The organism is Euhalothece natronophila Z-M001, assembly GCF_007904085.1.
Lineage (GTDB): Bacteria > Cyanobacteriota > Cyanobacteriia > Cyanobacteriales > Rubidibacteraceae > Halothece > Halothece natronophila.
Window position 1 is genome coordinate 2,724,715 of the sequence record NZ_CP042326.1, and the last position, 25,056, is coordinate 2,749,770.

24 protein-coding genes are annotated in these 25,056 nt (G+C 41.5%); 13 read left to right on the top strand and 11 right to left on the bottom strand.

Features of this window, described 5'->3' with window-relative positions:
* The 6 genes from FRE64_RS13410 to queA all read right to left on the bottom strand — a co-directional run bounded on the left by FRE64_RS13410 (nt 1) and on the right by queA (nt 6,388).
* Nucleotides 1–588: a Tll0287-like domain-containing protein gene (locus tag FRE64_RS13410; protein WP_146296693.1), complete on the bottom strand. Its 588-nt coding sequence runs from the start codon at nt 586–588 to the stop codon at nt 1–3.
* Between the two features lie 59 nt (nt 589–647).
* On the bottom strand, nt 648–1,961 hold the full coding sequence (locus FRE64_RS13415; protein ID WP_146296694.1) for an NAD(P)/FAD-dependent oxidoreductase: 1,314 nt from the start codon (nt 1,959–1,961) through the stop codon (nt 648–650).
* A gap of 308 nt (nt 1,962–2,269) precedes the next feature.
* Nucleotides 2,270–3,994, bottom strand: a complete 1,725-nt coding sequence (locus FRE64_RS13420; protein ID WP_146296695.1) for a SulP family inorganic anion transporter — start codon at nt 3,992–3,994, stop codon at nt 2,270–2,272.
* Between the two features lie 3 nt (nt 3,995–3,997).
* Nucleotides 3,998–4,513, bottom strand: coding sequence for a rhodanese-like domain-containing protein (locus FRE64_RS13425; protein WP_146296696.1), 516 nt, complete (start codon nt 4,511–4,513; stop codon nt 3,998–4,000).
* An 18-nt stretch (nt 4,514–4,531) separates the two neighbouring features.
* Complete coding sequence (locus FRE64_RS13430) at nt 4,532–5,227, bottom strand: MBL fold metallo-hydrolase (protein ID WP_146297367.1); 696 nt, start codon at nt 5,225–5,227, stop codon at nt 4,532–4,534.
* An 81-nt stretch (nt 5,228–5,308) separates the two neighbouring features.
* Complete coding sequence (gene queA, locus FRE64_RS13435) at nt 5,309–6,388, bottom strand: tRNA preQ1(34) S-adenosylmethionine ribosyltransferase-isomerase QueA (RefSeq protein ID WP_146296697.1); 1,080 nt, start codon at nt 6,386–6,388, stop codon at nt 5,309–5,311.
* A 167-nt stretch (nt 6,389–6,555) separates the two neighbouring features.
* On the opposite strand from queA, the gene FRE64_RS13440 reads away from it, so the two are divergent.
* A complete protein-coding gene (locus FRE64_RS13440) occupies nt 6,556–6,945 on the top strand; it encodes a hypothetical protein (RefSeq protein WP_146297368.1) in 390 nt (129 codons plus the stop codon).
* Here the strand turns inward: FRE64_RS13440 and FRE64_RS13445 are convergent.
* Nucleotides 6,942–8,666, bottom strand: a complete 1,725-nt coding sequence (locus FRE64_RS13445) for a DUF3685 domain-containing protein (RefSeq protein WP_246140323.1) — start codon at nt 8,664–8,666, stop codon at nt 6,942–6,944. The genes FRE64_RS13440 and FRE64_RS13445 overlap by 4 nt on opposite strands.
* Before the next feature lie 254 nt (nt 8,667–8,920).
* Here FRE64_RS13445 and fbp point away from each other — a divergent pair, with 254 nt between their 5' ends.
* The 8 genes from fbp to FRE64_RS13480 all read left to right on the top strand — a co-directional run bounded on the left by fbp (nt 8,921) and on the right by FRE64_RS13480 (nt 15,863).
* Nucleotides 8,921–9,928 (top strand): class 1 fructose-bisphosphatase, encoded by a 1,008-nt coding sequence (fbp, locus tag FRE64_RS13450; protein WP_146296698.1) that lies wholly within the window; start codon nt 8,921–8,923, stop codon nt 9,926–9,928.
* A gap of 48 nt (nt 9,929–9,976) precedes the next feature.
* Nucleotides 9,977–11,131 (top strand): transaldolase, encoded by a 1,155-nt coding sequence (gene tal / locus FRE64_RS13455; protein ID WP_146296699.1) that lies wholly within the window; start codon nt 9,977–9,979, stop codon nt 11,129–11,131.
* Nucleotides 11,132–11,210: 79 nt separating this feature from the next.
* The gene (gene zwf / locus FRE64_RS13460; protein ID WP_146296700.1) at nt 11,211–12,740 is read left to right on the top strand and encodes a glucose-6-phosphate dehydrogenase; all 1,530 of its coding nucleotides are present in this window, start codon (nt 11,211–11,213) and stop codon (nt 12,738–12,740) included.
* Nucleotides 12,741–12,886: 146 nt separating this feature from the next.
* Nucleotides 12,887–14,017, top strand: a complete 1,131-nt coding sequence (gene opcA, locus FRE64_RS13465) for a glucose-6-phosphate dehydrogenase assembly protein OpcA (RefSeq protein WP_146296701.1) — start codon at nt 12,887–12,889, stop codon at nt 14,015–14,017.
* 181 nt (nt 14,018–14,198) lie between these two features.
* Nucleotides 14,199–14,447, top strand: coding sequence for an FAD-dependent oxidoreductase (locus FRE64_RS17560; protein ID WP_186708833.1), 249 nt, complete (start codon nt 14,199–14,201; stop codon nt 14,445–14,447).
* A gap of 54 nt (nt 14,448–14,501) precedes the next feature.
* On the top strand, nt 14,502–14,627 hold the full coding sequence (locus FRE64_RS18130) for a hypothetical protein (protein ID WP_281286878.1): 126 nt from the start codon (nt 14,502–14,504) through the stop codon (nt 14,625–14,627).
* 265 nt (nt 14,628–14,892) lie between these two features.
* Entirely contained in the window at nt 14,893–15,420 is a 528-nt protein-coding gene (gene ruvC, locus FRE64_RS13475; RefSeq protein WP_146296703.1) for a crossover junction endodeoxyribonuclease RuvC, read from the top strand.
* 65 nt (nt 15,421–15,485) lie between these two features.
* Complete coding sequence (locus FRE64_RS13480) at nt 15,486–15,863, top strand: DUF2358 domain-containing protein (protein ID WP_146296704.1); 378 nt, start codon at nt 15,486–15,488, stop codon at nt 15,861–15,863.
* A gap of 40 nt (nt 15,864–15,903) precedes the next feature.
* Here the strand turns inward: FRE64_RS13480 and FRE64_RS13485 are convergent, their stop codons facing one another.
* Nucleotides 15,904–17,115, bottom strand: coding sequence for an RNA-guided endonuclease InsQ/TnpB family protein (locus tag FRE64_RS13485; RefSeq protein WP_146296705.1), 1,212 nt, complete (start codon nt 17,113–17,115; stop codon nt 15,904–15,906).
* Nucleotides 17,116–17,297: 182 nt separating this feature from the next.
* On the opposite strand from FRE64_RS13485, the gene FRE64_RS13490 reads away from it, so the two are divergent.
* Nucleotides 17,298–18,476: a TRC40/GET3/ArsA family transport-energizing ATPase gene (locus tag FRE64_RS13490; RefSeq protein ID WP_146296706.1), complete on the top strand. Its 1,179-nt coding sequence runs from the start codon at nt 17,298–17,300 to the stop codon at nt 18,474–18,476.
* 460 nt (nt 18,477–18,936) lie between these two features.
* Here FRE64_RS13490 and pheS read toward each other — a convergent pair whose 3' ends face one another.
* Complete coding sequence (gene pheS, locus FRE64_RS13495; protein ID WP_146296707.1) at nt 18,937–19,941, bottom strand: phenylalanine--tRNA ligase subunit alpha; 1,005 nt, start codon at nt 19,939–19,941, stop codon at nt 18,937–18,939.
* A 132-nt stretch (nt 19,942–20,073) separates the two neighbouring features.
* Between pheS and ispD the strand changes: the two genes are divergently transcribed.
* Complete coding sequence (gene ispD / locus FRE64_RS13500; protein ID WP_146296708.1) at nt 20,074–20,763, top strand: 2-C-methyl-D-erythritol 4-phosphate cytidylyltransferase; 690 nt, start codon at nt 20,074–20,076, stop codon at nt 20,761–20,763.
* A gap of 63 nt (nt 20,764–20,826) precedes the next feature.
* On the opposite strand, the gene FRE64_RS13505 is transcribed toward ispD, so the two are convergent.
* Nucleotides 20,827–21,042, bottom strand: a complete 216-nt coding sequence (locus FRE64_RS13505) for a hypothetical protein (protein ID WP_146296709.1) — start codon at nt 21,040–21,042, stop codon at nt 20,827–20,829.
* Between the two features lie 77 nt (nt 21,043–21,119).
* On the opposite strand from FRE64_RS13505, the gene FRE64_RS17565 reads away from it, so the two are divergent.
* Together FRE64_RS17565 and FRE64_RS13510 are read left to right on the top strand one after the other, a co-directional pair.
* Nucleotides 21,120–21,257: a hypothetical protein gene (locus tag FRE64_RS17565; protein ID WP_186708836.1), complete on the top strand. Its 138-nt coding sequence runs from the start codon at nt 21,120–21,122 to the stop codon at nt 21,255–21,257.
* A gap of 25 nt (nt 21,258–21,282) precedes the next feature.
* The gene (locus FRE64_RS13510; protein ID WP_146296710.1) at nt 21,283–22,503 is read left to right on the top strand and encodes an RNA-guided endonuclease InsQ/TnpB family protein; all 1,221 of its coding nucleotides are present in this window, start codon (nt 21,283–21,285) and stop codon (nt 22,501–22,503) included.
* 240 nt (nt 22,504–22,743) lie between these two features.
* Here FRE64_RS13510 and FRE64_RS17570 read toward each other — a convergent pair whose 3' ends face one another.
* Complete coding sequence (locus FRE64_RS17570) at nt 22,744–25,038, bottom strand: outer membrane protein assembly factor BamB family protein (RefSeq protein WP_186708839.1); 2,295 nt, start codon at nt 25,036–25,038, stop codon at nt 22,744–22,746.
* Nucleotides 25,039–25,056 lie beyond the last annotated feature (18 nt).

Genomic DNA, 25,056 nt, shown 5'->3' on the forward strand with positions numbered 1-25,056 from the left:
TTACTGTAATGCCGCTTGAATTTGTTCTTTTACTTCAGGAACAACGACTCGATACATTCCCCGTAAATCCCCAACAGAAAAATCATAGGCTTTATCATTAGGGTAACGTTGTTTAACAAATTCAGGACGCTCGGATTTGAGGCCATGGCATTTTAAGCAAGTGGCTTCCACATTAATGCGACGATAATAATAAGTTTCTTGATCAGCCGTTTCCCAAAAACCGAAGAGGTTAGGATTATTGGCAAATTTTTCTAGAGCCATTGCTTCTTTTTCAGTTGGCGCATGATCAGGATTCCGATATTTTTCAGCGACTTGTTTAACATCCCAAGGGTTTTCTTGGCTAAGTTGTTTAGCGCGCATTCCCACTGGTTTACAGACTTGTTTAAAGGTTTCTATAGTAGGAGTTTCGTCTGTTCCTTTGAGAGTTCCTGCTAGGCTAGAACGCATCGCATCTAAAGATTCAATTTCTTGCACAATTTCGCCTAATTGTTCTGGTTGTGGTTGAGCGTTTGCTTCATTAATGGGAAGAATAAGCAGGCTAAAAGCTAATAAGAGGGAAAAAACGATTTTTAAGAGAAATTTAGACATTTTTAATGCTCCTTTTTTAGGCAATATTTACTTACTACGCTGTTTCCATACAGCCTTTTTTATTTTTCTAAAACTGTTAAAGGCTTTGATTGGTCGCTGCTTGGCGCGATGGGAGTCACTAAGGATAACTGCAATAAAAATAGGACTAACCGTTCAAACCAAGGTACAGCAGTTCCCCAGCGCATTTTCATCAGAAAATACCACTCAAAAGCATTTTTCACCCAATTCACCCAAACTCCTCTCAATGCAGTAGCATGACGACGATGTCCTATACTGGGTTCAGGTACAACAGGGGCAGCAATAAAGATAATGCCATCATTGCCAAAATCTGCCATACAAATCGCATCTAAACTGGGCTTAACAGGGTGAGATTGAATTTCTCCTAATTCCCGAGCAATGTTATGCGCTACCGCAATCGCCATTGATTCTGTCATTTGACCAGTTTTCGGCGCACCAAGAGGGACTTCTGTTGTTTCTGGTGGCGCAAGTTGTGTGATTACCCCTGCACTATAAATCGAGGGATAGTCTGGATGTTGATAGGTGTCTCGTACTGGTACAAATCCCTTTTTATCAGTTAATCCAGGCACATTTCTTAAGAACTGCGCTCCTCGGAAAGGAGGTAAAAACATGGCATATTGAAAAGGAAATTCCTGTCCATCTGATAATTTGACGTGATCTGGTTTAATCTCAGTAATAGCAGCATTTTCTACCCAATCAATGCCATGCTCTTGCATTACTTCTGTTACGACTTTGTCAGAATTTGCCATCCCCCCAATGCCAAGATGTCCTAAATAGGGTTCAGGACTGATAAAAGTAATCGTTGCTTGATCACGGATTCCTTTGTTTCTTAAACTATAGTCCGCTAATAAGGCCACTTCATACGCTGGCCCCATACAACTTGCCCCCGGAACTGCCCCCACAAGAATCGGCCCTGGGTTTTCTAAAAATTCATTCCAGGCTTCCCTCGCCATTTCCGCATGATGAGCATTGCATACGGATTGTGTATAACCATCTTCTGGCCCCAAACCTGGTATCAAATGATAAGCCAGAGAAGCCCCCGTAGCAATTATGAGATAATCATACTCTAAAGTTATCTCCTCCTCTACTGTCACTCGTTTTTCCTCAGGATCAAGTGCTGTCACCTTACCGTGTCGCCAATGGATTCCGTATTTTTGCAATAACGGTTCAAGGGGAAGTTGTACTTGATCTAAGCGTCTGAGATTAAACGTTACCCAAGGGAGAGAGGGAATAAAGGTAAAGGTGGGTTGATCGGAAATTAAAGTAATTTCATGTTTGCCTTTTAAGAGGTGTTTCAATTCGTAGGCGGCAGAAAGCCCTCCAAATCCTGCGCCGACAATGACAATTTCTGCCATAGTGTTATAAATCCTTTTAATAAAACTATTTAGTTATATGAATATAATAATAGATATAGAGTTTAATTGTAAATTAACTAAATGATTAATTAGTAATATAATATCAAAAGAACGGTGAATTATAGTCGTTCCAATTCAGTTCCGTAGTGCAGCCATCTTGGCTGCTACTAGGGAGCAAGATGCTCCCACTACTTTTAGGTTGCTATTTTTTATTTGGAATCACTATAAATTTCTAAAATCCCCTAATCTGCGCTGAATGACAAATATACGATCGCGCTGTTTTAGGGGTTCCCCCATGAAAGAGTGTTCTAATTTGTGGTTAAGGTTCGCATCGCTTGATCGGTGGTGAGAAAAACATGATCTTTACCTAGGTAGTCAATGAAGCCGATTTTTTTTAGTTTATCCATCACCGGTCCCTTGACTTCTGATAAGTATAATTCAATGCCAAGACTTTTGAGATCAGCCACTAAGCCTTCTAAAATCTCTAAACCACTGGCATCAATGAGATTAACGGCATTGCAAACCAGTAAGACTTTCTTCACTTCTAAATTATCCGCGATCGCGCTATTAATAAAATTCTCTAAATACTTAGCATTGGCAAAATAAAGACTTTCATCCACTCGCACGGCTAATACTTCAGGATGGGTTTTCACAGGATGGCGTAAGACATTACGGAAGTGTTCAGACTCCCCTAAACGCCCAACAATAGCAATATGAGGATGGCTGGTGCGCCATAAATGAAAGACTAAAGCAATCAAAGTTCCCCAAAGAATCCCCTGTTCTACGCCTAAGCCTAAAACAATGATAAACGTGGCTAACCACGCGATCGCGTCTGCTTTATCATACACCCACATCCGCCGTAACTTTCCCACCTCAATCAGACGATAAACCGCCATAATAATAATCGCCGCTAAAGCAGTTGCCGGGAGAAAATAAAATAAAGAGGTAAGAAACATTGCCGTAACAGCAATCAGTAGCCCAGTTATAATAGAGGCAACCCCTGTATTTGCCCCAGCGGCAAAATTAACCACAGATCGACTTAATCCCCCAGTAACGGTATAACCACCACTCAATGCTGATCCCCAATTAGCTGCCCCTAAAGCAATTAATTCTTGATTCGGATCAAGTTTTTCTCGTCGTTTACTGGCTAAGGCTTGTCCTCCTGCAAATCCTTCTAAATATCCCACAAGCGCGATCGCGATCGCGGCAGGTAATAATAATTCAACAGTTTCTAAGTTCAAATTAGGCAGATTTAAACTCGGTAATCCTGCAGGAATTTCCCCCACCACTTGCAGATTTGCCCATTCATCTAGGCGCAATCCCCACACTAATAATGTCCCTAAAATCACCACTAATAAAGGGGCACTTTTAGAAACAGGGAGAATCATTTGATCACTCCACCCTAAGCGTTTTAGTTGCTTAACTAAGGGATTATTAAAATAAAACAATATCCCCATACTCGCCAACCCCAAAGCGAGATTAATCAAATTGGTTTCAGGTAAATTGCGAACCAGTAAAACGAATAACTCAAAAAATGACTCGGTAGAAGGAATTTGTAAGCCTAATAAATTTCTAATCTGACTAAAGGCAATAATCACTGCTGCGCCACTAATAAACCCTGAAATCACAGCGCGACTAATAAAATTAACGAGAAAGCCTAATCGCAATCCCCCAATTAAAATTTCAATTCCCCCCACTAAAAAAGCTAGGGTTATAGCTAGACTCATATATTCAGGGGTACTTTCTACAGCAAATTGGGAAATCGCTGTTCCCACCATCAGGGAATCTACTGCTACTGGGCCCACTGCTAAAACAGCACTTGTCCCCAATAAGGGGTAGATAATTGCTGGTAAAATACTGGCATAAAGACCCACTTGCGGCGGTAAACCCGCTAAGAGGGCATACGCCATACTTTGAGGAATTAGCAGGCTAGTAACAATAATCCCTGAAGTAACATCTCCCACTAAATACTGGGGTCGATATTGAGGAATCCACTTAACTGCAGGAATATAGCGACGCAACAGGTAATTCATTCTTTAAACTTTCTGATTCCAGGGCATTTTAGCTAATAGCATCCCCAAAGCACAAGTGTTAGTGACACCAGCAAAAACTAAACCACTGCCCACAAAACCACTTAAAATCAAAAACCAGGGGGAAACAAATGCTCCTAAAACTGTTCCCGTTACCACTAAAGAACCAGCGACAATTTGTACCTGACGCATGAGACTAATGGGGGCATTTTTATTAACTTGGGTGGGATAGCCTTGTTCTTTCCACGCCACTAATCCGCCATCTAAATGAACAATATTATTTGCCCCTGTTGTGGATAGTTTTTGCATGGCTTGTGCCGATCGATTTCCCGTGCGACAGTAAAGAACAGTTAGTTTATCAGGATCATTTGGCACTTGTTTGGGATCAAAATTTGATAAAGAAACTAGCGTTGAACCCGCAATTTTTTCTCCAGAATGTTCAGCCGGTTCACGCACATCCACTAAGGTAACATCACCTTGATCTAAATGATTTTTCAGAGTCGTTGCATCAATCGTTTTCATAGTTTTATTCTCCTTTCGTTATTTATTCAAAACAGCACCACAATTTTCATTCGCCGGTACAGCTTCCATAATTTTTTTCGGGTTGGGTAAATCGAGATTATTCATAAACTCAATAAATTGTTCCCGATTACGTCCCACAAACCGAGGATTCCATTGTTTTTCTTCCCCAATGGTAGAAACCGTGTGACCGCGATAATCATGTCCAGGATAAACTAGGGTGTCATCAGGGAGGGTAAATAGATTATTCATGACTGAGTCATATAATGTCCCTGCATCCCCGCTTTGAAAGTCAGTTCTACCACAGCCACGTATCAGAAGTGCATCTCCTGTTAAAACGCGATCGCCGTTGACTAAGTAAGCCATATGACTATCAGTATGTCCTAGAGTAGCAATCCCTTGAATTGGAATCCCACCCACTTTAATCACGTCTCCATGTTTAATAAAGTCGCTAGCACAGTCAACTTGAGCATTTTCAGGAACCATTCCTGCACATCCTGTCAATTCCCGTAATTTAGCAGTTCCCGTAATATGATCGGCATGAACATGCGTTTCAAGGCAGTATTTTAAGGTTAAGCCTAATTCTCTAACTAGTTTGATATCGCGCTCCACTGTTTCAATAACAGGATCAACTAGTGCTGCCTCTTGGGTTGTTGTATCGGCGATTAAATAGGTGTAAGTAGAGGTTTCCGCTTCAAATAACTGGCGAAATAGCATCATCGTTTGTTCTCCCTAACTTTCTTTATGCTTACTTATATATTAATCTATATTTTCTTAAGTTGCTATATAACTAATAAGTCAAGTATTGTCAAGGATCAACATAGCATCCCCAAAAGAATAGAAACGATACTGATGCGCGATCGCGCTTTCATACAAGGATAATAATCGCTCTCGACCAACAAATGCACTTACCAGCATCAATAAACTGGAACGCGGCAAATGAAAATTAGTAATTAAGCCATCGACCACCTGTAAAGAATACCCCGGACAAATAAATAAATCAGTTTTACCACAAAACCCCTTTAAGTCTCCCTGTGCTGCCACTGCCCCTTCTAATGCGCGAACAACCGTTGTTCCCACAGCAATCACTCTCCCCCCTTGGGCTTTTGTCTCCCGAATTTTTGCCATGGTTTCTTCTGAGACATCAATCCATTCTTCGTGCATTTTATGATCAGTAATAGTTTCCACCTCGACAGGGCGAAATGTTCCCATCCCCACATGAAGCGTCACTTGCGCTTGATTAATGCCTTTTTCTGCTAGCCTCCCTAATAATTCATCGGTAAAATGTAACCCTGCGGTGGGGGCTGCCACTGCGCCTGATTTCTCAGCGAAAACCGTTTGATATTGTTCAGGGTTTGCCTCAGTATCAGTTACATAGGGAGGAAACGGAATCTCTCCATATTTATCTAAAATTGACATTAAAGGGGTATCTTCAGGGAGATCAAACTTTAATAACCGTCCGCCTCGGGTTTCATCTTTTTCGATAATAGTAGCTTGTAGCAACTCATTCTCTGAGAAACGAGAGGAAAATTGAATTTTTGCGCCTACCTGTAATCGTTTTCCAGGCTTGACTAGGGCTAACCAACAATTTTGTTCTTTTTCTTCTAACAGTAAAACTTCCACCGCCGCGCCTGTAGTTTTATGACCATATAATCTGGCTGGAATAACTTTGGTATTATTCAGAATTAATAAATCGCCACTGTTTAACCATTGGGGAAGATCATAGAAATGTTGATGCTGATGAGTCGTAGGAGAGTCAACTACTAATAAGCGAGAATGATCCCGAGGGGTGACAGGAGTTTGAGCAATATAACTTTCGGGAAGATGATAGTCATAACTGTTGACATTTTTATCGAGAGAAGAAGAATTAGTATTCATAAAATTTATCCTTTGTCCTTTGTTGTTTGTAAACCAATGACTAATGACCAATGACTAATGACTAATGCAAAAGATGGGGGATCTTCCCCTAGTAATTAGCCATGCTTCTCTGGGACACTAAAGATAGCGCAAACAAATGGGATCGCGCTATGGAGGTTTTCCAAACTATGCAATATATTTATTTTTTCGCCAATGCCAGCTTAACCTTGAGACTGATTGATCATCTGCGTCGGGATTATAATTTGCCCACATCAGTTGTTACCGTCATTCACCGTATTGATGGGTGGCTTCTCAAAATCAAGTTTACTGAAGAATTAACCACAGAAGAACATCGCAATTTTCTTGCCTATCTTGATGAAATTGGCATCCCTTACGAGCCTGAAGTTCCTCTACAAATGGCATTATGGAGCTTAGAGGTGGGGCAACCCATTGTTGAGGTAATGCGTCGTTATAAGCTCGCGATCGTCTCTCATGGGAAACCCAATTACCAAGAAATTGAAGCCTTCCGAGAACAGTTTACTGAAGGATTAGGATATTGTCCAGAAACCTTAGCCTAACGCTGATTGCGCTGATCTTCGACACTTTTACCAATTCCTTGTAGGATACCGCGTCCAATTAAGCCAATACCACGGCCAATCACTTGGGTGAGAACATAAACCGCTGCTTGTCCTACAATACTGAAGACCGACCGAATACGTGGCGCGATCGCGTCTCTCAATTCTAAACTAATGGTAACACTCCAACGAAGCCCTTGTAACTCCTCTAATTCTGCTTGACGTGGGGCGTAAACGGAGATGCTTTGAATACGATTACCACGTAAAACTAGTAAGTCATGACGGCTTTCAAAAATGGCTTTGGGTTCTTCCACATAATAGAAGCGACGATATTGCCAAGATAACTCATTACGAAAGCGGGCAATGGCACGAGAAGAACGGTATTTTTCTTGATAGAGAGTGGTTTTTATAGTTTCTTGTTCTCCAAACTGATTTAGAATTACTTGCATCACCCCATTGGCAATTTGTAAAACTAAATGATGAAACAGAACTTCAGCGCGACTTTGGGCTTCTGGAGATTCTGGGCGATAGGAGACTTGATCGATTTCTAAAGGCTGTTGATATAACAAATAAGCGAATAACGCAGGAACTTGCGGAATTTTATTGAGGTTAGTTTCTTCGACAAATGGAACTTCTTGGAGAATAAAATCGCTAATGGAAGGGGCAACTTCAAAAATCGCTGTTTCTGGAACATAGTTACTGATCCATTTACTTAAACAGTTTTGCCATACTTCTCTTAGTAAGCGCGATCGTCTTTCTGATAAATTTTCAAGGGGTAACTGAATAAATTTTAATTGTTGTAGCAGTTCTTGGAATTGTTGAACGACTAAATATAAAAGTTCCCGTTTTTTTTCTGCATTGAGAAGATCAATTTCTAAGGTGTAGTCAGTTTGATTCACTAACCCAAGCTGAATTTTGCCTAATGTTGTCTGAAAGAGAGTTTCACTAACAGATGTGGGGAAAGCTGTCAGTTGAGGGGGAGTAATTTCAGACTGAGGAGGCTTATCTTCTTCTTGTTCAGTTTTCTCCTCATTAACAACCACAACTTCTACAGGAAGTAATTGTTTCACAATCCACTGTGCCACTCGCAATTCTCGGCGTAATCCTTGCCAAAACAGCCAATCAAAGCTCGAAAGGTCTTCTTTATTTAAGTTTGCTTCAACTTGTGCCAAATTCTTTTCAATTTCACTTAATCCTGTTTCTCGTTGTCGAGTTAACCAACGAGGAGGGGTAACAGGTTGCGGTGAATCAGGAGGAGAAAGTTGTAGCGAATAAGATTCACTGATGATTCCTTGTTGCCAATAGAGTTCCCCCCTAGCAACTTGGCGCAAGGCATTAGTTAATTCCTCCACAGCAGTCCGTTTACGGGCATATCCTTCAATTCCTAAGCGACGAAAACTGCCTAGAATTTTCCCATCTGTCACAGTCGTCAAAAGAAATAACGGCAAATTAGGATAGGCTTGCTTGATTTCTTGGCAAAATTCCATGCTAGGGGTGATGGTTTCTTCATCTGTCAGGTGAATATCTAAAATTAAAATATTGGGGAGAGCCTCTAAACTAGATAGCTGCTCTCGAGCTTTTTGCAAGTTTTCGGCTTGGGCAATAATTGTCATGTCATTTTGAGACTTGAGAACTTGTCTCAGCCCCTCTAAAAAGACAATATCCCCATCAATGAGGAAAATTTTAATCGCGCGATCGCTGCTCACAACTCGAAAATCCAGCACCTAAGTTTGAGTAATTCTAGCATAAGCTAGAGTCTTAGAAGCGGTCACATCATCTTGGAGATCGCGTCCTTTCCAGCGCCCAAAGGTAAAATTAGAACCTGTGGGAAATCAAAAAATTGTCAGTGGCTTAACTAGCAAACCTAAATTTGGTCTAAAGTTAGAAGGCTGTGGCAAAATTTCTCCTTATGATTATAGATAGGAAATTCCCTACCAGTCCTCCATAACTGCGTCGAACGGTAATTAAGGAGAAAACCATGGTTAATACAGCGCAATCTCCCAGTTTAGACCGAGATTGCACCACGCTATCCCGTTATGTCTTACAAGAACTGCATAGCTTTTCTGCAGAAGCACAAGATTTAAGTGCGTTAATGAATCGTATTGCCCTAGCTGGTAAGCTCATTTCTCGTCGCCTCAGTCGTGCTGGTATTGTGGAAGACGTTTTAGGGTTTACTGGAGAAACAAATGTTCAAGGCGAATCTGTTAAAAAAATGGATGTTTACGCCAATGACGTTTTTATCTCCGTCTTTAAGCAAAGTGGGTTAGTTTGTCGCCTGGCTTCAGAAGAAATGGACAAACCCTACTATATCCCCGAAAATTGCCCCATTGGTCGTTATACCCTCTTGTTAGATCCCATTGATGGGTCTTCTAATATTGATACAAATCTTAGTGTGGGGTCGATTTTTTCCATTCGCCAGCAAGAAGGGGACGATGTCGATCAAACAGCTACCGATTTGTTACAAAACGGACATAAACAAATTGCCGCCGGTTATATCCTATATGGGGCGAGTACCATGTTAGTTTTTACCCTTGGCAATGGTGTTCACTCCTTCACCCTTGACCCGAGTTTAGGAGAATTTATCCTCGCTGAGGAAAATATGCAAATCCCTGAGTCAGGTTCAGTGTATAGCCTTAACGAAGGAAACTTCTGGCAATGGGAAGAACCGATCCGTGAGTATGTCCGTTATGTTCATCGTCAAGAAGGCTATAGCGCACGTTATGGAGGAGCTTTAGTAGCAGATTTTCATCGCATTATTCAACAGGGAGGTGTTTTTCTCTATCCTGGAACCGTCAATAAACCAGAAGGAAAGTTACGCTTGTTATATGAGACTGTCCCCTTAGCATTCTTAATTGAACAAGCCGGTGGTAAAGCTAGTACTGGTAGAGAAAGGCTAATGGATGTAGTCCCTGAAAAACTCCATGCTCGTTCTCCCCTAGTTATCGGTAGTCCTAAAAATGTGGAGTTAGTAGAGTCTTTCTATTAATAGAAAAAGTATCGTTACATTGAAGCATTCATCAAGGAGATATTAACAATGACTGTAGCTGATCAAAATCCAATCTTACAAATTGAAAAAGAGTATGGGCAAAGCGTCTGGATGGATAATCTCAGCCGTGATATTATTCGCTCTGGGGAACTGAAAGAGTTAACTGAAAGTCGCGGCGTTCATGGGATTACTTCTAACCCCACCATTTTTGAAAAGGCGATCGCGGGTAATCAAATTTACGACGCAGATATTGAAGCTGGGATCAAAGAAGGGAAATCTGTCCAAGCTATTTATGAATTCCTCGTTTTTGAGGACATTCGAGAAGCCTGTGATACCCTACGTCCGATTTATGATGAAACCAATGGACTTGATGGCTATGTCAGCATCGAAGTTCCTCCCACGATCGCGCAGGATACGGAAAGCACTCTCAGTGAAGCCCGTCGTTACTTTAAAGAAATTGGTCGGGACAATGTCATGATTAAAATTCCTGGCACTCCCGAAGGCTTACCTGCAGTAGAAGCGGCGATTCGCGATGGTATTAATGTTAATATTACCCTGCTGTTCTCGGTACAAAGCTATGTGGACACTGCTTGGGCATATATTCGCGGCTTAGAAAAACGAGTGGAAGATGGCAACGATATTAGTCAAATTGCCTCTGTCGCTAGTTTCTTCCTCAGTCGGATTGATGTCAAAATTGACAAAATGATTGATGAAAAACTCAAGCAAGAAACAGATGCCGCGAAACAAGAAAAACTAAAAGCCATTAAAGGGCAAGTTGCCATTGCTAACGCGAAAATTGCTTATCAAGAGTTCAAGAAAATCTTTAGCAGCGATCGCTGGAAAAAATTAGAACAAAAAGGCGCGCACCTGCAACGGCTACTTTGGGCAAGCACTGGCAGTAAAAACCCCGACTATAGCGACGTTATGTATGTAGATGAATTAGTCGGGCGTAACACTGTAAATACCATGCCACCCGATACCATCGAGGCTTGTGCCGATCACTGTAGCCCTGCTGATCGCATTGAAATGGACATTGAGGAGTCCTACAAACTCATGGAAACCTTAAAAGACCCTGATGTCAACATTGACTTAGATCAAGTGATGGCAGAGTTACTAGATGAAGGAATTGACAAATTTATTAAACCCTATGAATCCCTCATTTCTTCTCTAGAAAACAAAGTTAAGCAACTGGCATCCGTATAAACTTGATCCCTCGCCCCCTGATTGAAAATTTTGGGGGCAAAAATTATCTTATTTTAAACTCCTAATTAATCACCGAGGTATGGTAGCAACTAAAGAAAATCCGCTTCGTATTGGCTTACAACAAGAACGAACCCCTGAACCCTCTATTATTATTATTTTTGGGGCATCGGGAGACTTAACCCAACGGAAATTAGTTCCTGCCCTTTATCAACTGAAACGGGAACATCGACTACCAGGGGAGTTAACCATTGTTGGTGTCGCCAGACGAGACTGGAGTCATGACTATTTCCGCGAACAAATGCGAGAGGGGGTTGAGAATTATTCCACTGGCATTGGTAATGAGGAACTTTGGAAAGACTTTGCTGAGGGACTCTACTACTGTTCTGGTAACATGGATGAGGCGGAAAGTTATGAGAAATTAAAAGCCTTCCTCTCCGAATTAGATGGTAAACGCGGCACAAGAGGGAATCGGGTTTTTTATTTAGCGGTTTCTCCTAAATTCTTTCCTGAGGCAATTCAGCAGTTGGGGAAAGCGGGAATGTTACAAGACCCCAACAAACAACGCTTAGTGATTGAGAAGCCTTTTGGCAAAGACCTTGCTTCTGCTCGTTCCCTGAATCGCACCGTGCAAAATGTTTGCTATGAAAACCAAGTTTATCGCATTGACCACTATTTAGGGAAAGAAACGGTACAAAACTTATTAGTGTTTCGGTTTGCCAATGCCATTTTTGAACCCTTGTGGAATCGGCAATTTGTTGATCATGTCCAAATTACGGTTGCCGAAACAGTCGGGGTGGAAGATCGCGCAGGGTATTATGAAACCTCTGGGGCATTGCGCGATATGGTGCAAAACCACTTAATGCAGTTGGTTTCTTTAACGGCGATGGAACCCCCGAACTCCTTGGATGCCGATAGTATTCGCACGGAAAAAACTAAGGCGTTACAGTCTTTTTATCTGGCTGATCCCAATAATCTGGATAATTGTGCCATTCGCGGACAGTATAGTAAGGGCTGGATGAAAGGAAAACCAGTGCCAGGGTATCGGGAAGAAAATGGCGTTGATCCGAATTCCACGACTCCCACTTTTGCTGCGTTAAAACTGTATTGTGATAACTGGCGTTGGAAAGGAGTCCCCTTCTATCTTCGCACAGGAAAACGCTTACCGAAGAAAGTCACTGAAGTTGCGATTCAGTTTCGAGAAGTTCCCCTCCTTATTTTCCAATCCGCAGCGCAACAAACTAACCCCAATGTTTTAACCATGCGGATTCAGCCCAATGAGGGGATCTCACTACGGTTTGAGGCAAAAATGCCTGGACCAGAATTAAGAACGCGATCGGTAGATATGGACTTTAGTTATGGATCATCCTTTGGCATGGCAACGGCGGATGCTTATAACCGGCTTCTCCTTGACTGTATGTTAGGGGATCAAACCTTATTTACTCGTTCTGATGAGGTAGAAGAGGCTTGGCGCGTTTTAAGCCCTGTTTTATCAGTTTGGGATGAAGCCAGCGATCCCACTTTAGTTCCTCAGTATGAGGCTGGAACTTGGCAACCTTTAGAAGCAGAAGCCCTGATTAATCGGGATGGTCGGAATTGGCGACGATTATAAGGACTAATGTTTGTAATACCAATTTTGATAATGATGGTTACAGTAGATCCCCCCAACCCCCCTTTACTAAGGGGGGCGAAGGGGGGATCGTAATATTAGCACTAGTTTATAGAAATGGGATAAAATAGTTATAGTGAGGTAAAAATATGACACAATCTCCACCACTCTTATCGTTACAAAATCCGAAAGATGTTTCCATTGAGGAAATTGAAGCGGAATTAAATGAGATTTGGCAAAATAACGAAGCTGCGGATCATGGAACGATCGCGACTCGGGCAACTAGCTTTACCATGGTGATCTATGAGTCAGAAGAAAAATCTGATGATAGCGCGATCGCGGAAAGCCTAGCTTCTAGCAACCCCGGTCGTATTATTGCCCTTTACCCAACAGACCAAGAAGATGAAGGGGTATCAGCGCAAGTTTCCGCATATTGCCCAATTCAAAAGCAAGGTAGTAACAATTTAGTCTGCTGTGAGTATATTCATCTCACTGGAACCCCTGACGCACTAGAACGCATTGGGGGCATGGTATCTGCTTTAATGCTCAGTGATCTGCCCCGATTTCTCTGGTGGAAAGCAAAACCACAACCAAAATCTGATTTATTTCAACGTCTTGCTGATAATAGTGATACGGTCATTATTGATTCCAGCACCTTTGAACAAACAGAAGCAGAATTAGAATGTGTCGGTCAACTCCTGTCAGAAGGCATAGTATTTGCTGACCTCAATTGGCGACGCTTATCAGCCTGGCAAGAATTAACCGCTGAAGCCTTTGATCCCCCAGAAAGACGGAGTGCTTTAACAGAAGTGGATCAAGTAACCATTGACTATGAACAAGGAAACCCCGCCCAGGCTTTAATGTTCCTCGGTTGGTTAGCCTCTCGCTTGAAATGGGATCCTATATCTTATGAGTATGAAGGGGGAGACTATGATATTCGGCGAGTTAAGCTACAAAATGATGAGCAAAAAGAAATTGTTGCCGAACTCGCTGGTATTCCCACGGAAGCTGGGGACATTCCAGGAGATTTAATCAGTATTCGTCTTAGTTCGACTAATTTAGAGGCAGATTGCTGTACTGTTCTTTGTTCAGAAACCACAGGCTGTATGCGGATGGAAGCTGGAGGCGGCGCACAATCTTGTCGCATTCAACAAGTAACCCCGCTATTTGACCAGAAAACGGAACAGTTATTAGTTAAGCAAGTCCAACGTTGGGGACGAGAAGTTTTATATGAAGAAAGCATGACCCCAACTTATCAGATGTTGCAATTGAGGCATTGATCAGGGCAGTGTTACTTCACCACCTTCCCTTAAGTGGGGAACAACCCCACACTCTGATCTAATAAATCTTCATGCTGCTATTGATTTTGATTTAATTGTAAACTCTTCCTTAGAACAAGTAATTGATATTTCCAAAAAACAATTAAGTAATTCTGGATTTCCTATTGCCTTTTCGGAATTATTGGCTTGCTCAAATTTTGAGGAATTAATTATTCGTCCTTACTATATTCATCCTGTTGATCTACCAGTGGAAAAAAATATAATTTGGAGTTCTAGACGAATAGTTTTAGCGGGAGATGCCGCTCACGGAATGCCTCCTTTTACTGCACAAGGAACTAATCAAGGCTTTGAAAATGCTTTAGCCATTGTCAAAACTTTAACAGAGTTATGGCAGCAGGATCAGATTGATAATGATGAGAAAATTAAGTAATGTTTTGAAACCTATGAACGAGATCCTTTCATGAGTAAAATTCAAAGGATAACTATGGAAGATCGCCTTTGGACTGAAGAAGAAAGACAAAATTATGCTGAGGAAATGCTGAGGAAATTTATAATCGGAACTTTGTTTTTAAGTAATTTGTGCTTATTAGGAGGAACATCAATCAAATAAAAAAATAACCCCTTACAAACTGTTACTAAATTATGGTGTTTATCAATTATGTGTGAAGTAAATTATCTAATCCGTGCAATAGGCTTTAGGAGATTATTCATAATGTCAAAACACGAAATTATTGTCTTTATAGTATGACTTACTTAAAGGCAGCATATTAAACATAATTTGAATAAGTGATAATTCTTGAGCAAGGGCAAAATAATGATAAAATAATGTTATAAAAATATAATTTTTCTAAGAATGGAATTTTATTATTATTTAAATGACATCATTAACCATTTTAGGACTTGATCCTGGATTAGCTACCTTAGGGTTTGGATATATTCAGGCTTCAAAAAATAAAGAATCAATAGTAACTGGAAGCAAAAAACTTACAAACTATCAAAATAGTAAAGAACTAATACTATTAGACTTTGGCGTAATTGAAACTCCTGCTAAACAGTCTGTTGCAAAGCGATTAGCTACCATTTATGAAGATTTGCAGAATATTATTAGTGAACTGAAACCTGATTTAGTTGCCATTGAAAAACTCTTTTTTTATCGTATGGGAAATACTATTACCATCGCCCAAGCTAGAGGGGTTGTATTATTGGTTTTAGGGCAAAATAATTTATCTTATGTTGAGTTCAGCCCTCCACAAATTAAACAGACACTGACGGGGTATGGAAAAGCGGATAAGCAAGAAGTTCAAGCTGCGATTACACAAGAATTAAATCTCAGTGAGATTCCTCAACCTGATGATGCTGCCGATGCTTTAGCTGTCGCTGTTACTGCCTGGTATCAACGTTAATTGGGTTGTGATGCACATGATTACTGACTTTCTCAGTCAAAGAGTGATACAAGAGGACTAGCGTTATGAATCTTATTGAAATTATTAAAGCCGACTACCAACAGTTTCCGAATAATCAAAGCTACAACATTTATGCTGAGGATGTTTATTTTAAAGATCCCTTAACTGAGTTTCGAGGATTAAAACGCTACCAGTCTCTCATTGATTTTATTCGCAAGTGGTTTAAAGATATTAATCTTGAACTCCACAATATTAAACAAGTCGAAGACACCATTCACACCGAATGGACACTAAACTGGACGACTCCTCTTCCCTGGCAACCTCGTGTCTCTATCCCAGGATGGAGTGAACTGAAGATGAACTCAGATCAAAAAATTATTTCCCACATTGATTATTGGCATTGTTCCCGCTGGGAGGTTATCAAACAGCATTTCCCTCTTTGACACTCCCCTGCCTAAAGGCGAGGGGATTCTTGGTTCTAACTTATGAACTAGGTTCACAAGGCGACGGGACTTGCTGCGATTGGACTTCTCCAACAACAGTAGCGGTTCCATCTCCCCAAGCGTTTTCTAGCTCTAGGCTAGCCGTTCCGATCTGCCCGATCGTACGGAGTCCCTCTCTCAGAATGTTGATCGCCGCGTTGTGGTCACGGTCTAAGCTATGCCCACAAACACAAGTATGCGTTCGTGTTGATAACGACTTTTTCACAATTCGACCACAATTAGAGCATTTTTGGCTGGTGTACTGAGGCGGAACTGCCACCGTTACTTTCCCAAACTTACTAGCAAAGTATTCCAACCAGACTCGAAATTGATACCAACCAACATCTGAAATTGATTTAGCAAGATTATGATTTTTAACCAAGTTTCTAACCTGTAAGTCTTCATAGGCGACGACATCGTTAGATGTGATTACGCAACGCGCCAGTCTCTTGGCATGTTCACTGCGCTGCCTACTTATTCTCAGGTGTTTCTTGGCTAATCGTTGTCTTGCTTTTCTGCGATTAGACGAGCCTTTCTCTTTTTTAGACAGGCGACGTTGACATCGTTTTAATTCCTTTTCTCCTTTACGGAAAAAACGGGGGTTAGGTTCTTTATGACCATTGGAATCCGTATAGAAAGATTCTAGTCCTACATCTAGACCAATGTTTTGATTAGAGGGTTCTATGTTTTCAGTTACGTCAATGTTGATACAAAACTGACAATAATAACCATCTGCTTTTCTAACTAACCGAACTCGCTTAATGTCATCAGGAGAATAGAAATAAATGTCTCGACTGCCAATTAACTTTAATCGTCCGATTCCGTTTTTATCGGTGAACGTAATGTGTTTTTTAGTATTGGGGTCGAGCTTCCATCCCGAGGTTTTATATTCAACAGAACGGTTATTCTTTTGGAATCTTGGATAACCTTGTTTCCCTTTAATACCATTCTGACAATTTTTATAAAACCGATGAATAGCTGACCAAGCCCGTTCTGAGGATGCTTGTCTGGCTTGAGAATTGAGTCGTTTAGCAAAGTCAAACTCTTCTGCCAACTGCTTACACAGTCTGCTTAAGTCGTATTTATTAACCCCTTGATGATCCATCCAATAACGCACGCATTTGTTACGCACAAATTGGACAGTGCGAATGGCACCGTCAATGGCTTGATATTGGGACGGTTTGGCTTTTACCTTATACTCAAGGACAAACACTACGCTACCTCGTTGGCATAAATTTATTCTAACAGAGATTTATCAAGTTTGTTCGTTCTCAGGCGATCGAAGCCTTCAACTCACTCGCCTTATCTCCTCTTCTTAAAAGAAACAGGCTTTACGGCGACTTTTAGGTAACAATAGAAAAATGTAAACTTTCTTTAAATTAAGGAGTCTTGGGAATGCGTGTAATTTTAATGACTGGTAAAGGTGGCGTCGGTAAAACCTCTGTAGCAGCCGCCACCGGCTTACAATGTGCTGAATTAGGCTATAAAACCCTTGTTCTGAGCACTGATCCTGCCCACTCTCTAGCGGATAGTTTTGACCAAGAAATGACTCACGAACCCCAAAAAGTACGAGAAAACCTTTATGGGGCGGAATTAGATGCTCTCATTGAACTAGAAGCCAATTGGGGGGCAGTAAAACGCTATATTACTGAAGTTTTGCAAGCGAGAGGCTTAGAAGGGGTACAAGCCGAAGAACTTGCCATTCTCCCTGGAATGGATGAGATTTTTGGTTTAGTGCGGATGAAACGCCATTATGATGAAGGGGAGTATGATGTTTTAATCATTGACTCTGCCCCCACCGGAACCGCCTTGCGTCTGTTAAGCATCCCTGAAGTTGGGGGATGGTATATGCGTCGCTTTTATAAGCCTTTTCGGGGAATGTCGGCAGCGTTACGTCCCATTGTTGAACCGATTTTCCGCCCCATTGCTGGTTTCTCTCTTCCTACAGAAGAAGTGATGGATGCTCCTTATGAATTTTATGAGCAAATTGAAGCGTTGGAAAAGGTTTTAACTGATAATCAGAAAACTTCTGTACGGCTGGTAACCAATCCTGAAAAAATGGTGATTAAGGAATCAGCCCGCGCCCATGCTTATCTCAGTTTGTATAATGTAGCCACAGATATGGTAGTGGCAAATCGGATTATTCCCGAGGAAGTGAATGATCCCTTCTTTAAGCAGTGGAAGGATAGTCAACAGCTTTATCGTCACGAAATCCATGAAAATTTCCATCCTTTACCTGTGAAGGAAGTTCCCTTATTTTCTTCGGAAATGTGTGGCTTAGAAGCATTAGAATTACTGAAAGAAACGCTCTACAATGGCGAAGATCCAACCCAAGTTTATCATCAAGAAAACACGATCCAAGTGACGCAACAAGAGGATGGGGCTTACAGTTTAGAGTTGTATCTTCCTGGCATGACCAAGGATAAAATTCAACTGAATAAAACTGGAGATGAGTTAAATATTCGCATTGGCAATCATCGGCGGAATTTAGTGTTACCGCAAGCCTTAGCTGCCTTACAACCCCAAGGCGCAAAAATGGATGAGGATTATTTGAAAATTCGGTTTGCTAGCTAACAGTGTTGGTGGGCATTAGTTGTCCACCTAATTCTGCAACTGCTAGTTGACGCTCTCCCATTAAATCAAAGATTATAATGGGAGATTCTTGCTTCTAACTGCTGAAACTTGTTCAACAGACGACCGCCCTTAAAGCATCCAGAGACTCGCTCTTTCCGCCCCAGTGGGGCAATCTCCACAAGCGTAGATTATCCTGTTTTCGTCCGCCCGACGATACAGTTTTCAACTAATTTGGTGTTTTTTTTACTGGTACACTCGTTAAAGTGCTAACGTTTTTATAGAGGTTTTTCGCACCTCTTTTGCTAATTCTATAGCTTGAAGGTTCTAGGAGACTTACGGATGAGATCCTGCTTCCACCCACCTAGGGAAATATTTTTTGTTCCATTTCCTATTGTAACACAAATGTTCTGATTCATCTACCCATCAAATCAAAGATTATGATGGGAGTCTTCTCAGAACGCTAGATAAATTGTCGTAGAAAGCGTAAATCACTATTATAAAGCCGACGGATATCATCAATTTGGTGTAATACCATCGCAAAACGTTCTACCCCTAACCCAGCAGCAAAGCCAGTGTAGCGTTCGGGATCATATCCCACAGCTTTTAAAACATTGGGATCAACCATGCCACAGCCTAGAACTTCTAGCCATTTTCCTTGCCACTGCACATCAACTTCTGCCGAGGGTTCAGTAAAGGGGAAATAACTGGCGCGAAAACGTACTTGTAAATCCTCTCCAAACATTTGTCGGAGAAATTCTTTAATAGTTCCTCGCAGATCGCTAAATTTTAATCCTTCTTCTACAGCTAAAAGTTCTAGTTGATGAAAAACTGCCGAGTGGGTTGCGTCAACTGTATCCCGTCGATAAACTCGCCCTGGGGCAATTACTCGCACTGGGGGATCATGCTGTTCCATGTAGCGAATTTGCACCGAGGAAGTGTGGGTGCGTAACAAGGTGCCATCTGGGAGATAAAAGGTGTCTTGCATATCCCGCGCAGGATGATCTTGGGGAGTATTGAGGGCTTCAAAGTTGTAGTAATCTGTTTCTACCTCAAATCCTTCGGCTACTGTGTACCCTAATCCGACAAAAATATCAAGCATTTTATCAATCATGCCATTAAGGGGATGCACTTGTCCGAGAGGGCGCATCACTCCAGGCATGGTAACATCAAGGGTTTCTGCTGCCAGTTGGGCTTCTAACTGCGATCGCTGTAAATTGTCATGGGTTTCTTCAATGGCACTGGTAATTGCTTCTTTAATCTCATTGGCTAAAGAACCAATTTTAGGGCGTTCTTCGGCTGACAGTTTTCCCATCCCCCGTAAAACTTGCGAGAGTTGCCCCTTTTTGCCTAAATACTGGACGCGAAGTTGTTCGAGGGTTTCTAAATTATCTGACTGCGCGATCGCGCTTAGTGCTTCAGTTTTCAGCTGTTCCAGTTGCGTTTCTAAATCCAGGGAGGAGGTCATGCTGGTATTTCATTAGCTCATCAATCTATATCAGTTTAACTGATCAGAGCGTGAGAACATAAGTGGCTTTTAAGAGGACTCGTGATCAGGGGTGTATGGTATAGTAAGTAACACGGTAATGGAGCGGTAAAAATGCATTTATTAATCCCTGCCGCTGGACGGGGACAACGAATGGGCAGTGATCGCAATAAGTTATTATTACCCTTATTGGGTAAACCCTTGCTTGCTTGGACATTACTCGAAGCAGAGGCTTCCACAGAAATTAAATGGATTGGCATTGTGGGACAATCCTTTGACTTTCCTGATTTTAAAGGGATTATAGAAGACTTAAATTTAATCACTCCCATTCACTTCATTGAGGGGGGCAACACGCGACAGGAATCGGTTTTTAATGGCTTACAAGCCTTACCAGAGGAGGCACGCTACGTTTTGATCCATGATGGGGCGCGATGTTTAGTGACGCGAGAATTATTTGATCGTTGTAGTGAAGCCCTTAACAAGAATCGGGCGGTGATTGCTGGCGTTCCCGTTAAAGATACAATTAAAGTGGTTGATGAAAAGGGTTATATTACTGATACACCAGATCGTAGTCAAATGTGGGCAGCCCAAACCCCCCAAGGCTTTGAGGTAGAACTCTTAAAATGGTGTCATCGCCAGGGACAAGTGTTAGGCTGGCAAGTTACTGATGATGCAGCTTTACTAGAACGATGCCAATTCCCTGTGAAAATTGTGGAAGGGGAAGAAACGAACCTGAAGCTAACGACAAGAGTTGATCTCGCGATCGCGCAATTTATCCTTGAACAAAGACAAGATCCCCATTAACCTAACGGTTTCAGGAAGCTGCTTTAACTGATTAATTGCTTTTTATCATAAACGAATCATCATTTAATTTTCTGTTTTCGCTTCTTGTGCTTTAATTTTATCAGAGAGACTGTCAACAGTTTCTTCAGCAAAAAGTTTGTCTTTCAGTTGCGAATAATCTCCACTCCCTAAATCACAAATTGTCCAAAAACGACTCAGTTTGGACGGTTCTAATTTCTCACTCAAGATTTGAAATGCTTCCTTTATAATTTGTTGGTCATTATTAAGATTAATTTTCATTGTCTAATACTGATGAATTAACAGATTGAATTTGTTGAGTTTCTATTAAATTTTAACTCTCATTGAATCTCTCAACTATGATGGGATTGAGCAATACTTTCAGCGCGATCGCGCAATTTATCATCGGTGAGCGAGAAGACCTCGCCAGAGCGCGTAAGCGAGGCGAGGATGATAGCGAACTTACAACACAAACCAATAATTTTGTGTTAGGATAAACTTAACCACAAAGTTCAGCATAAGATGTTTGTCTTAGAGTTTAAGGTCAAAGCCAAAACAACTCAATATCAAGCCATTGACGAAGCAATTCGGACGACTCAATTCGTACGAAATAAGTGCATTCGTTACTGGATGGATAATCAAGGCGTTAACAAATACGCTCTGAACAAACTCTGTAAACAATTGGCAGAGGAGTTTTCTTGGGCTAAAGAACTAAATTCTATGGCAAGACAGTCTGCTGCTGAACGAGCTTGGTCTTCAATTAGTCGGTTCTACGATAACTGTAAGAAAGGAATTAATGGAAAGAAAGGGTATCCTCAGTTCCAAAAAAACAACCGCAGTGTTGAATATAAAACATCTGGATGGAAACTGGACTTAAACACCCGAAAACATATCACTTTCACTGATCAAAAGGGAATTGGTCGAGTCAAGTTAATTGGGACTAGAGACTTACACTTCTATCATCCTGATGAGATTAAACGGGTTCGTTTAGTTCGCCGTGCTGATGGATATTACTGCCAATTCCTCATCAATACAGAAGTCAAAGAACAATTAGAACCGACTAAGAAAACCATAGGGTTAGATGTAGGACTAGAATCTTTCTACACAGATTCTGATGGTCATAAAGAACCTAATCCTCGTTTTTTTCGGGAAGGTGAACAGAAGTTAAAACAGCTTCAACGTCGCCTCTCTCGAAAACAGAAAGGCTCATCTAATCGGAAGAAAGCCAGACAGAAGTTAGGGAAAGCACATTTAAGGATAAGTCGGCAACGTAAAGAACACGCCTTGAGACTGGCGCGTTGCGTAATCACATCTAACGATGTAGTCGCCTATGAAAACTTAAAAGTGTCTAACATGACTAAAAATCACTGTCTAGCTAAATCAATCTCAGATGTGGGTTGGTATCAATTTCGAGTGTGGTTAGAGTATTTCGCACAAAAGTTTGGGAAGGTAGCAGTTGCTGTTCCCCCTCAATACACCAGTCAACAATGCTCTAACTGCGGTCGAATCGTGAAGAAGTCTCTATCAACTAGAACTCATGCTTGTGCGTGTGGAGCTAACTTGGATAGAGATGAGAATGCAGCAATCAACATTCTGAGAAGTGGATTAAGTACCGTCGGGCGGACGGTAACATCAAGGCTTGACCTTGTAAACGCTTGTGGAGATTCGACCTCTACTTCAGTTGCTCCCGAGCAATTGGGGCAAGTTGAGTCGTCTGCTGGAAACGTAGTTTCTAGTAGTTAGAAGCAAGAATCCCTAATCGAGCGCGAAGCGGATTAGGGAGCGTCAACTTGAGACGACGACAAGATACTGACTAAAGTGCTGCCCCGTTATAGTAGGCTTTAGTATCATCAGAATTAATTAAGACGCGATCGCCCATTAAACTAAATTGCCATTGTTTCATGACCGCCTCCTGTTAATTATTGCTCAAGCTGTTTACCTCACCGCCCGTAACCGACCATCATTGCTACCAAAATAAACCACTCACTCTGACACGGTTGGGGATGAGCGTACATTATCATCAGTTTGAAAGTTCCAAAGTTCTTGTTCTGTTTCTACATCTACGGCATAAAGATGATTATCATTGCTCCCAAAATAAACCACTCCCTCTGACACGGTTGGGGATGAGCGTACCCAACCCTCAGTTGGAAAGTTCCAAATTTCTTCTCCCGTCTCCACATCTACCGCATAAAGGTGATTGTCACGGCTACCAAAATAAATTACTCCCTCTGCTACTGCTGGCGACGAGCGTCCCAATCCGTCAGTTGGAAGGTTCCAAATTTCTTCTCCCGTCTCCACATCTACCGCATAAAGGTGACCATTATAGGTAATAAAATTATAGCTCCCAAAATAAACCACTCCCTCTGACACGGTTGGGGATGAGCCTACCGAACCCTCAGTTGGAAAGTTCCAAATTTCTTCTCCCGTCTCCACATCTACCGCATAAAGGTGATTATCACCGCTACCAAAATAAACTACTCCCTCTGACACTGCTGGCGATGAGCCTACCGAACCCTCAGTTGGAAAGTTCCAAAGTTCTTGTCCCGTTTCTACATCTACCGCATAAAGGTGATTATCCCAACTCCCAAAATAAACCACTCCCTCTGACACGGCTGGGGATGAGTGTACATCATCATCAGTTTGAAAGTTCCAAACCTCTTGTCCCGTTTCTACATCTACGGCATAAAGGCGATTATCATCGCTACCAAAATAAACCACTCCCTCTGACACGGCTGGGGATGAGCGTACATCATCATCAGTTTGAAAGTTCCAAACCTCTTGTCCCGTTTCTACATCTACGGCATAAAGGCGATTGTCACGCCTACCAAAATAAATTACTCCCTCTGCTACTGCTGGCGATGACAATGCAGGTAGCACAGTCCTAGTTTGAAAGTTCCAAATTTCTTGTCCGGTCTCCACATCTACGGCATAAAGGTGATTATCATCGTTATCAAAATAAACCACTCTCTCTGACACCGCTGGCGATGAGGATACGTCAGCATCAGTAGGAAATTGCCAGAGGACTTCATTTGTTAATTGTGCTATAGCTATAGTAGTCGTAATAAATAATGCCGATATTGCAGAAATACTAATTATTTTATTTTGTTTTTTATTAGAAACAGGAAGATTAGAATTTTGAGCTGTTGTCTTTGATGGTGTTGTTACTGAATTTGCTTTTGATGATGTGGTTGTTGAATTTGGAATTGTCTTAGGCTGAACCTTTGCTTGATTAACTGGCTGCTGTTGGTTTAACTTATCTTTCCCATAAAAAATATCAACCCCTAATTGTTGACTACGCTGACACCAATAACACTCTCCCCATGGGTCATGGGAACTAAACACATGAAGCGTTTTTTTAGGACACTCTTTTAACTCCTCTACTGCTTGTTCCAGAACCTTTTTCCATTCCCCTGCACTGGGACGCAAACTGGGATTTTGCTGTCCTTCATTAAACGCTCTTAAAAAGCAAGACTTTAAGCTAGGGTGAACCACATCTAAGGGAATGGTTAAATAGCTAGGTTGAATTAAACTATTCTCGGCATAGGGCCACCATCCTTGTTTCACTAACTCCGTTGGTTGAGGTTGTTCCCCTTGTCCTACCCATTTGCCATGAAATGGAGTATTGCCAAACAGCAAACAATGAATAATCACTGCTAACCGAAATCGATCCTGTACTTCATCTTGCTGTACTTTAGTAATGTCCTTTCCGATTAATTCCACTGGTGTATAATCTTCTGAAGCCACTGGACAACGATGAATTTTTCCCGTATCTGGATCGCGCACCTGAAACGAATCTGTATCAATGATTGAGGGTAAAGCGCGGTTATTCACTAAGATATTCTGAGGCTTGATATCTCCTAAAACATAACCGGTGTAATGTAAAGCCTGAATAATCGAAGCTACATTCAAGGCTGTAACATGAAGAAACCGCCAATCTACCTCCAATTTGTTCTGCTTTCGTAAACGAGGACTATAAACTTGTAATAATTCTCGCCCTCCTTCAATGGCTGGCATTAAAAAGCCCACTGGTTTTTGGTGAGAATCTTCTAACAGAGATAGGGGCCAAGCAAAAGAGATATGATTGCGACTAGCATTGGGATCACGAGGAGGATAGTTCAGCATGACCTGTAATTTCTCAATCCTTTCCCGTGTGGGATGCTGATAAATTTTGGCAAGATAGCCCGTTTTACTTGTCTTCCAAATTTCGCCCTCCCCCCCTTGAGCAAGAGCTTTTACTAACTGGATTCTTTCCCCTGTCTTAGTTAGTAAGGTAGTCATGGCATTAGCTTCAAGAAT

Bases quoted from the DNA above. Each gene is read 5' to 3' on its own strand.
- FRE64_RS13410 (WP_146296693.1), bottom strand. From the start codon at position 588: ATGTCTAAATTTCTCTTAAAAATCGTTTTTTCCCTCTTATTAGCTTTT.
- FRE64_RS13415 (WP_146296694.1), bottom strand. From the start codon at position 1,961: ATGGCAGAAATTGTCATTGTCGGCGCAGGATTTGGAGGGCTTTCTGCC.
- FRE64_RS13420 (WP_146296695.1), bottom strand. From the start codon at position 3,994: ATGAATTACCTGTTGCGTCGCTATATTCCTGCAGTTAAGTGGATTCCT.
- FRE64_RS13425 (WP_146296696.1), bottom strand. From the start codon at position 4,513: ATGAAAACGATTGATGCAACGACTCTGAAAAATCATTTAGATCAAGGT.
- FRE64_RS13430 (WP_146297367.1), bottom strand. From the start codon at position 5,227: ATGCTATTTCGCCAGTTATTTGAAGCGGAAACCTCTACTTACACCTAT.
- queA (WP_146296697.1), bottom strand. From the start codon at position 6,388: ATGAATACTAATTCTTCTTCTCTCGATAAAAATGTCAACAGTTATGAC.
- FRE64_RS13440 (WP_146297368.1), top strand. From the start codon at position 6,556: ATGCAATATATTTATTTTTTCGCCAATGCCAGCTTAACCTTGAGACTG.
- fbp (WP_146296698.1), top strand. From the start codon at position 8,921: ATGGTTAATACAGCGCAATCTCCCAGTTTAGACCGAGATTGCACCACG.
- tal (WP_146296699.1), top strand. From the start codon at position 9,977: ATGACTGTAGCTGATCAAAATCCAATCTTACAAATTGAAAAAGAGTAT.
- zwf (WP_146296700.1), top strand. From the start codon at position 11,211: ATGGTAGCAACTAAAGAAAATCCGCTTCGTATTGGCTTACAACAAGAA.
- opcA (WP_146296701.1), top strand. From the start codon at position 12,887: ATGACACAATCTCCACCACTCTTATCGTTACAAAATCCGAAAGATGTT.
- FRE64_RS18130 (WP_281286878.1), top strand. From the start codon at position 14,502: ATGGAAGATCGCCTTTGGACTGAAGAAGAAAGACAAAATTATGCTGAG.
- ruvC (WP_146296703.1), top strand. From the start codon at position 14,893: ATGACATCATTAACCATTTTAGGACTTGATCCTGGATTAGCTACCTTA.
- FRE64_RS13480 (WP_146296704.1), top strand. From the start codon at position 15,486: ATGAATCTTATTGAAATTATTAAAGCCGACTACCAACAGTTTCCGAAT.
- FRE64_RS13490 (WP_146296706.1), top strand. From the start codon at position 17,298: ATGCGTGTAATTTTAATGACTGGTAAAGGTGGCGTCGGTAAAACCTCT.
- pheS (WP_146296707.1), bottom strand. From the start codon at position 19,941: ATGACCTCCTCCCTGGATTTAGAAACGCAACTGGAACAGCTGAAAACT.
- ispD (WP_146296708.1), top strand. From the start codon at position 20,074: ATGCATTTATTAATCCCTGCCGCTGGACGGGGACAACGAATGGGCAGT.
- FRE64_RS13505 (WP_146296709.1), bottom strand. From the start codon at position 21,042: ATGAAAATTAATCTTAATAATGACCAACAAATTATAAAGGAAGCATTT.
- FRE64_RS17565 (WP_186708836.1), top strand. From the start codon at position 21,120: ATGATGGGATTGAGCAATACTTTCAGCGCGATCGCGCAATTTATCATC.
- FRE64_RS13510 (WP_146296710.1), top strand. From the start codon at position 21,283: ATGTTTGTCTTAGAGTTTAAGGTCAAAGCCAAAACAACTCAATATCAA.
- FRE64_RS17570 (WP_186708839.1), bottom strand. From the start codon at position 25,038: ATGACTACCTTACTAACTAAGACAGGGGAAAGAATCCAGTTAGTAAAA.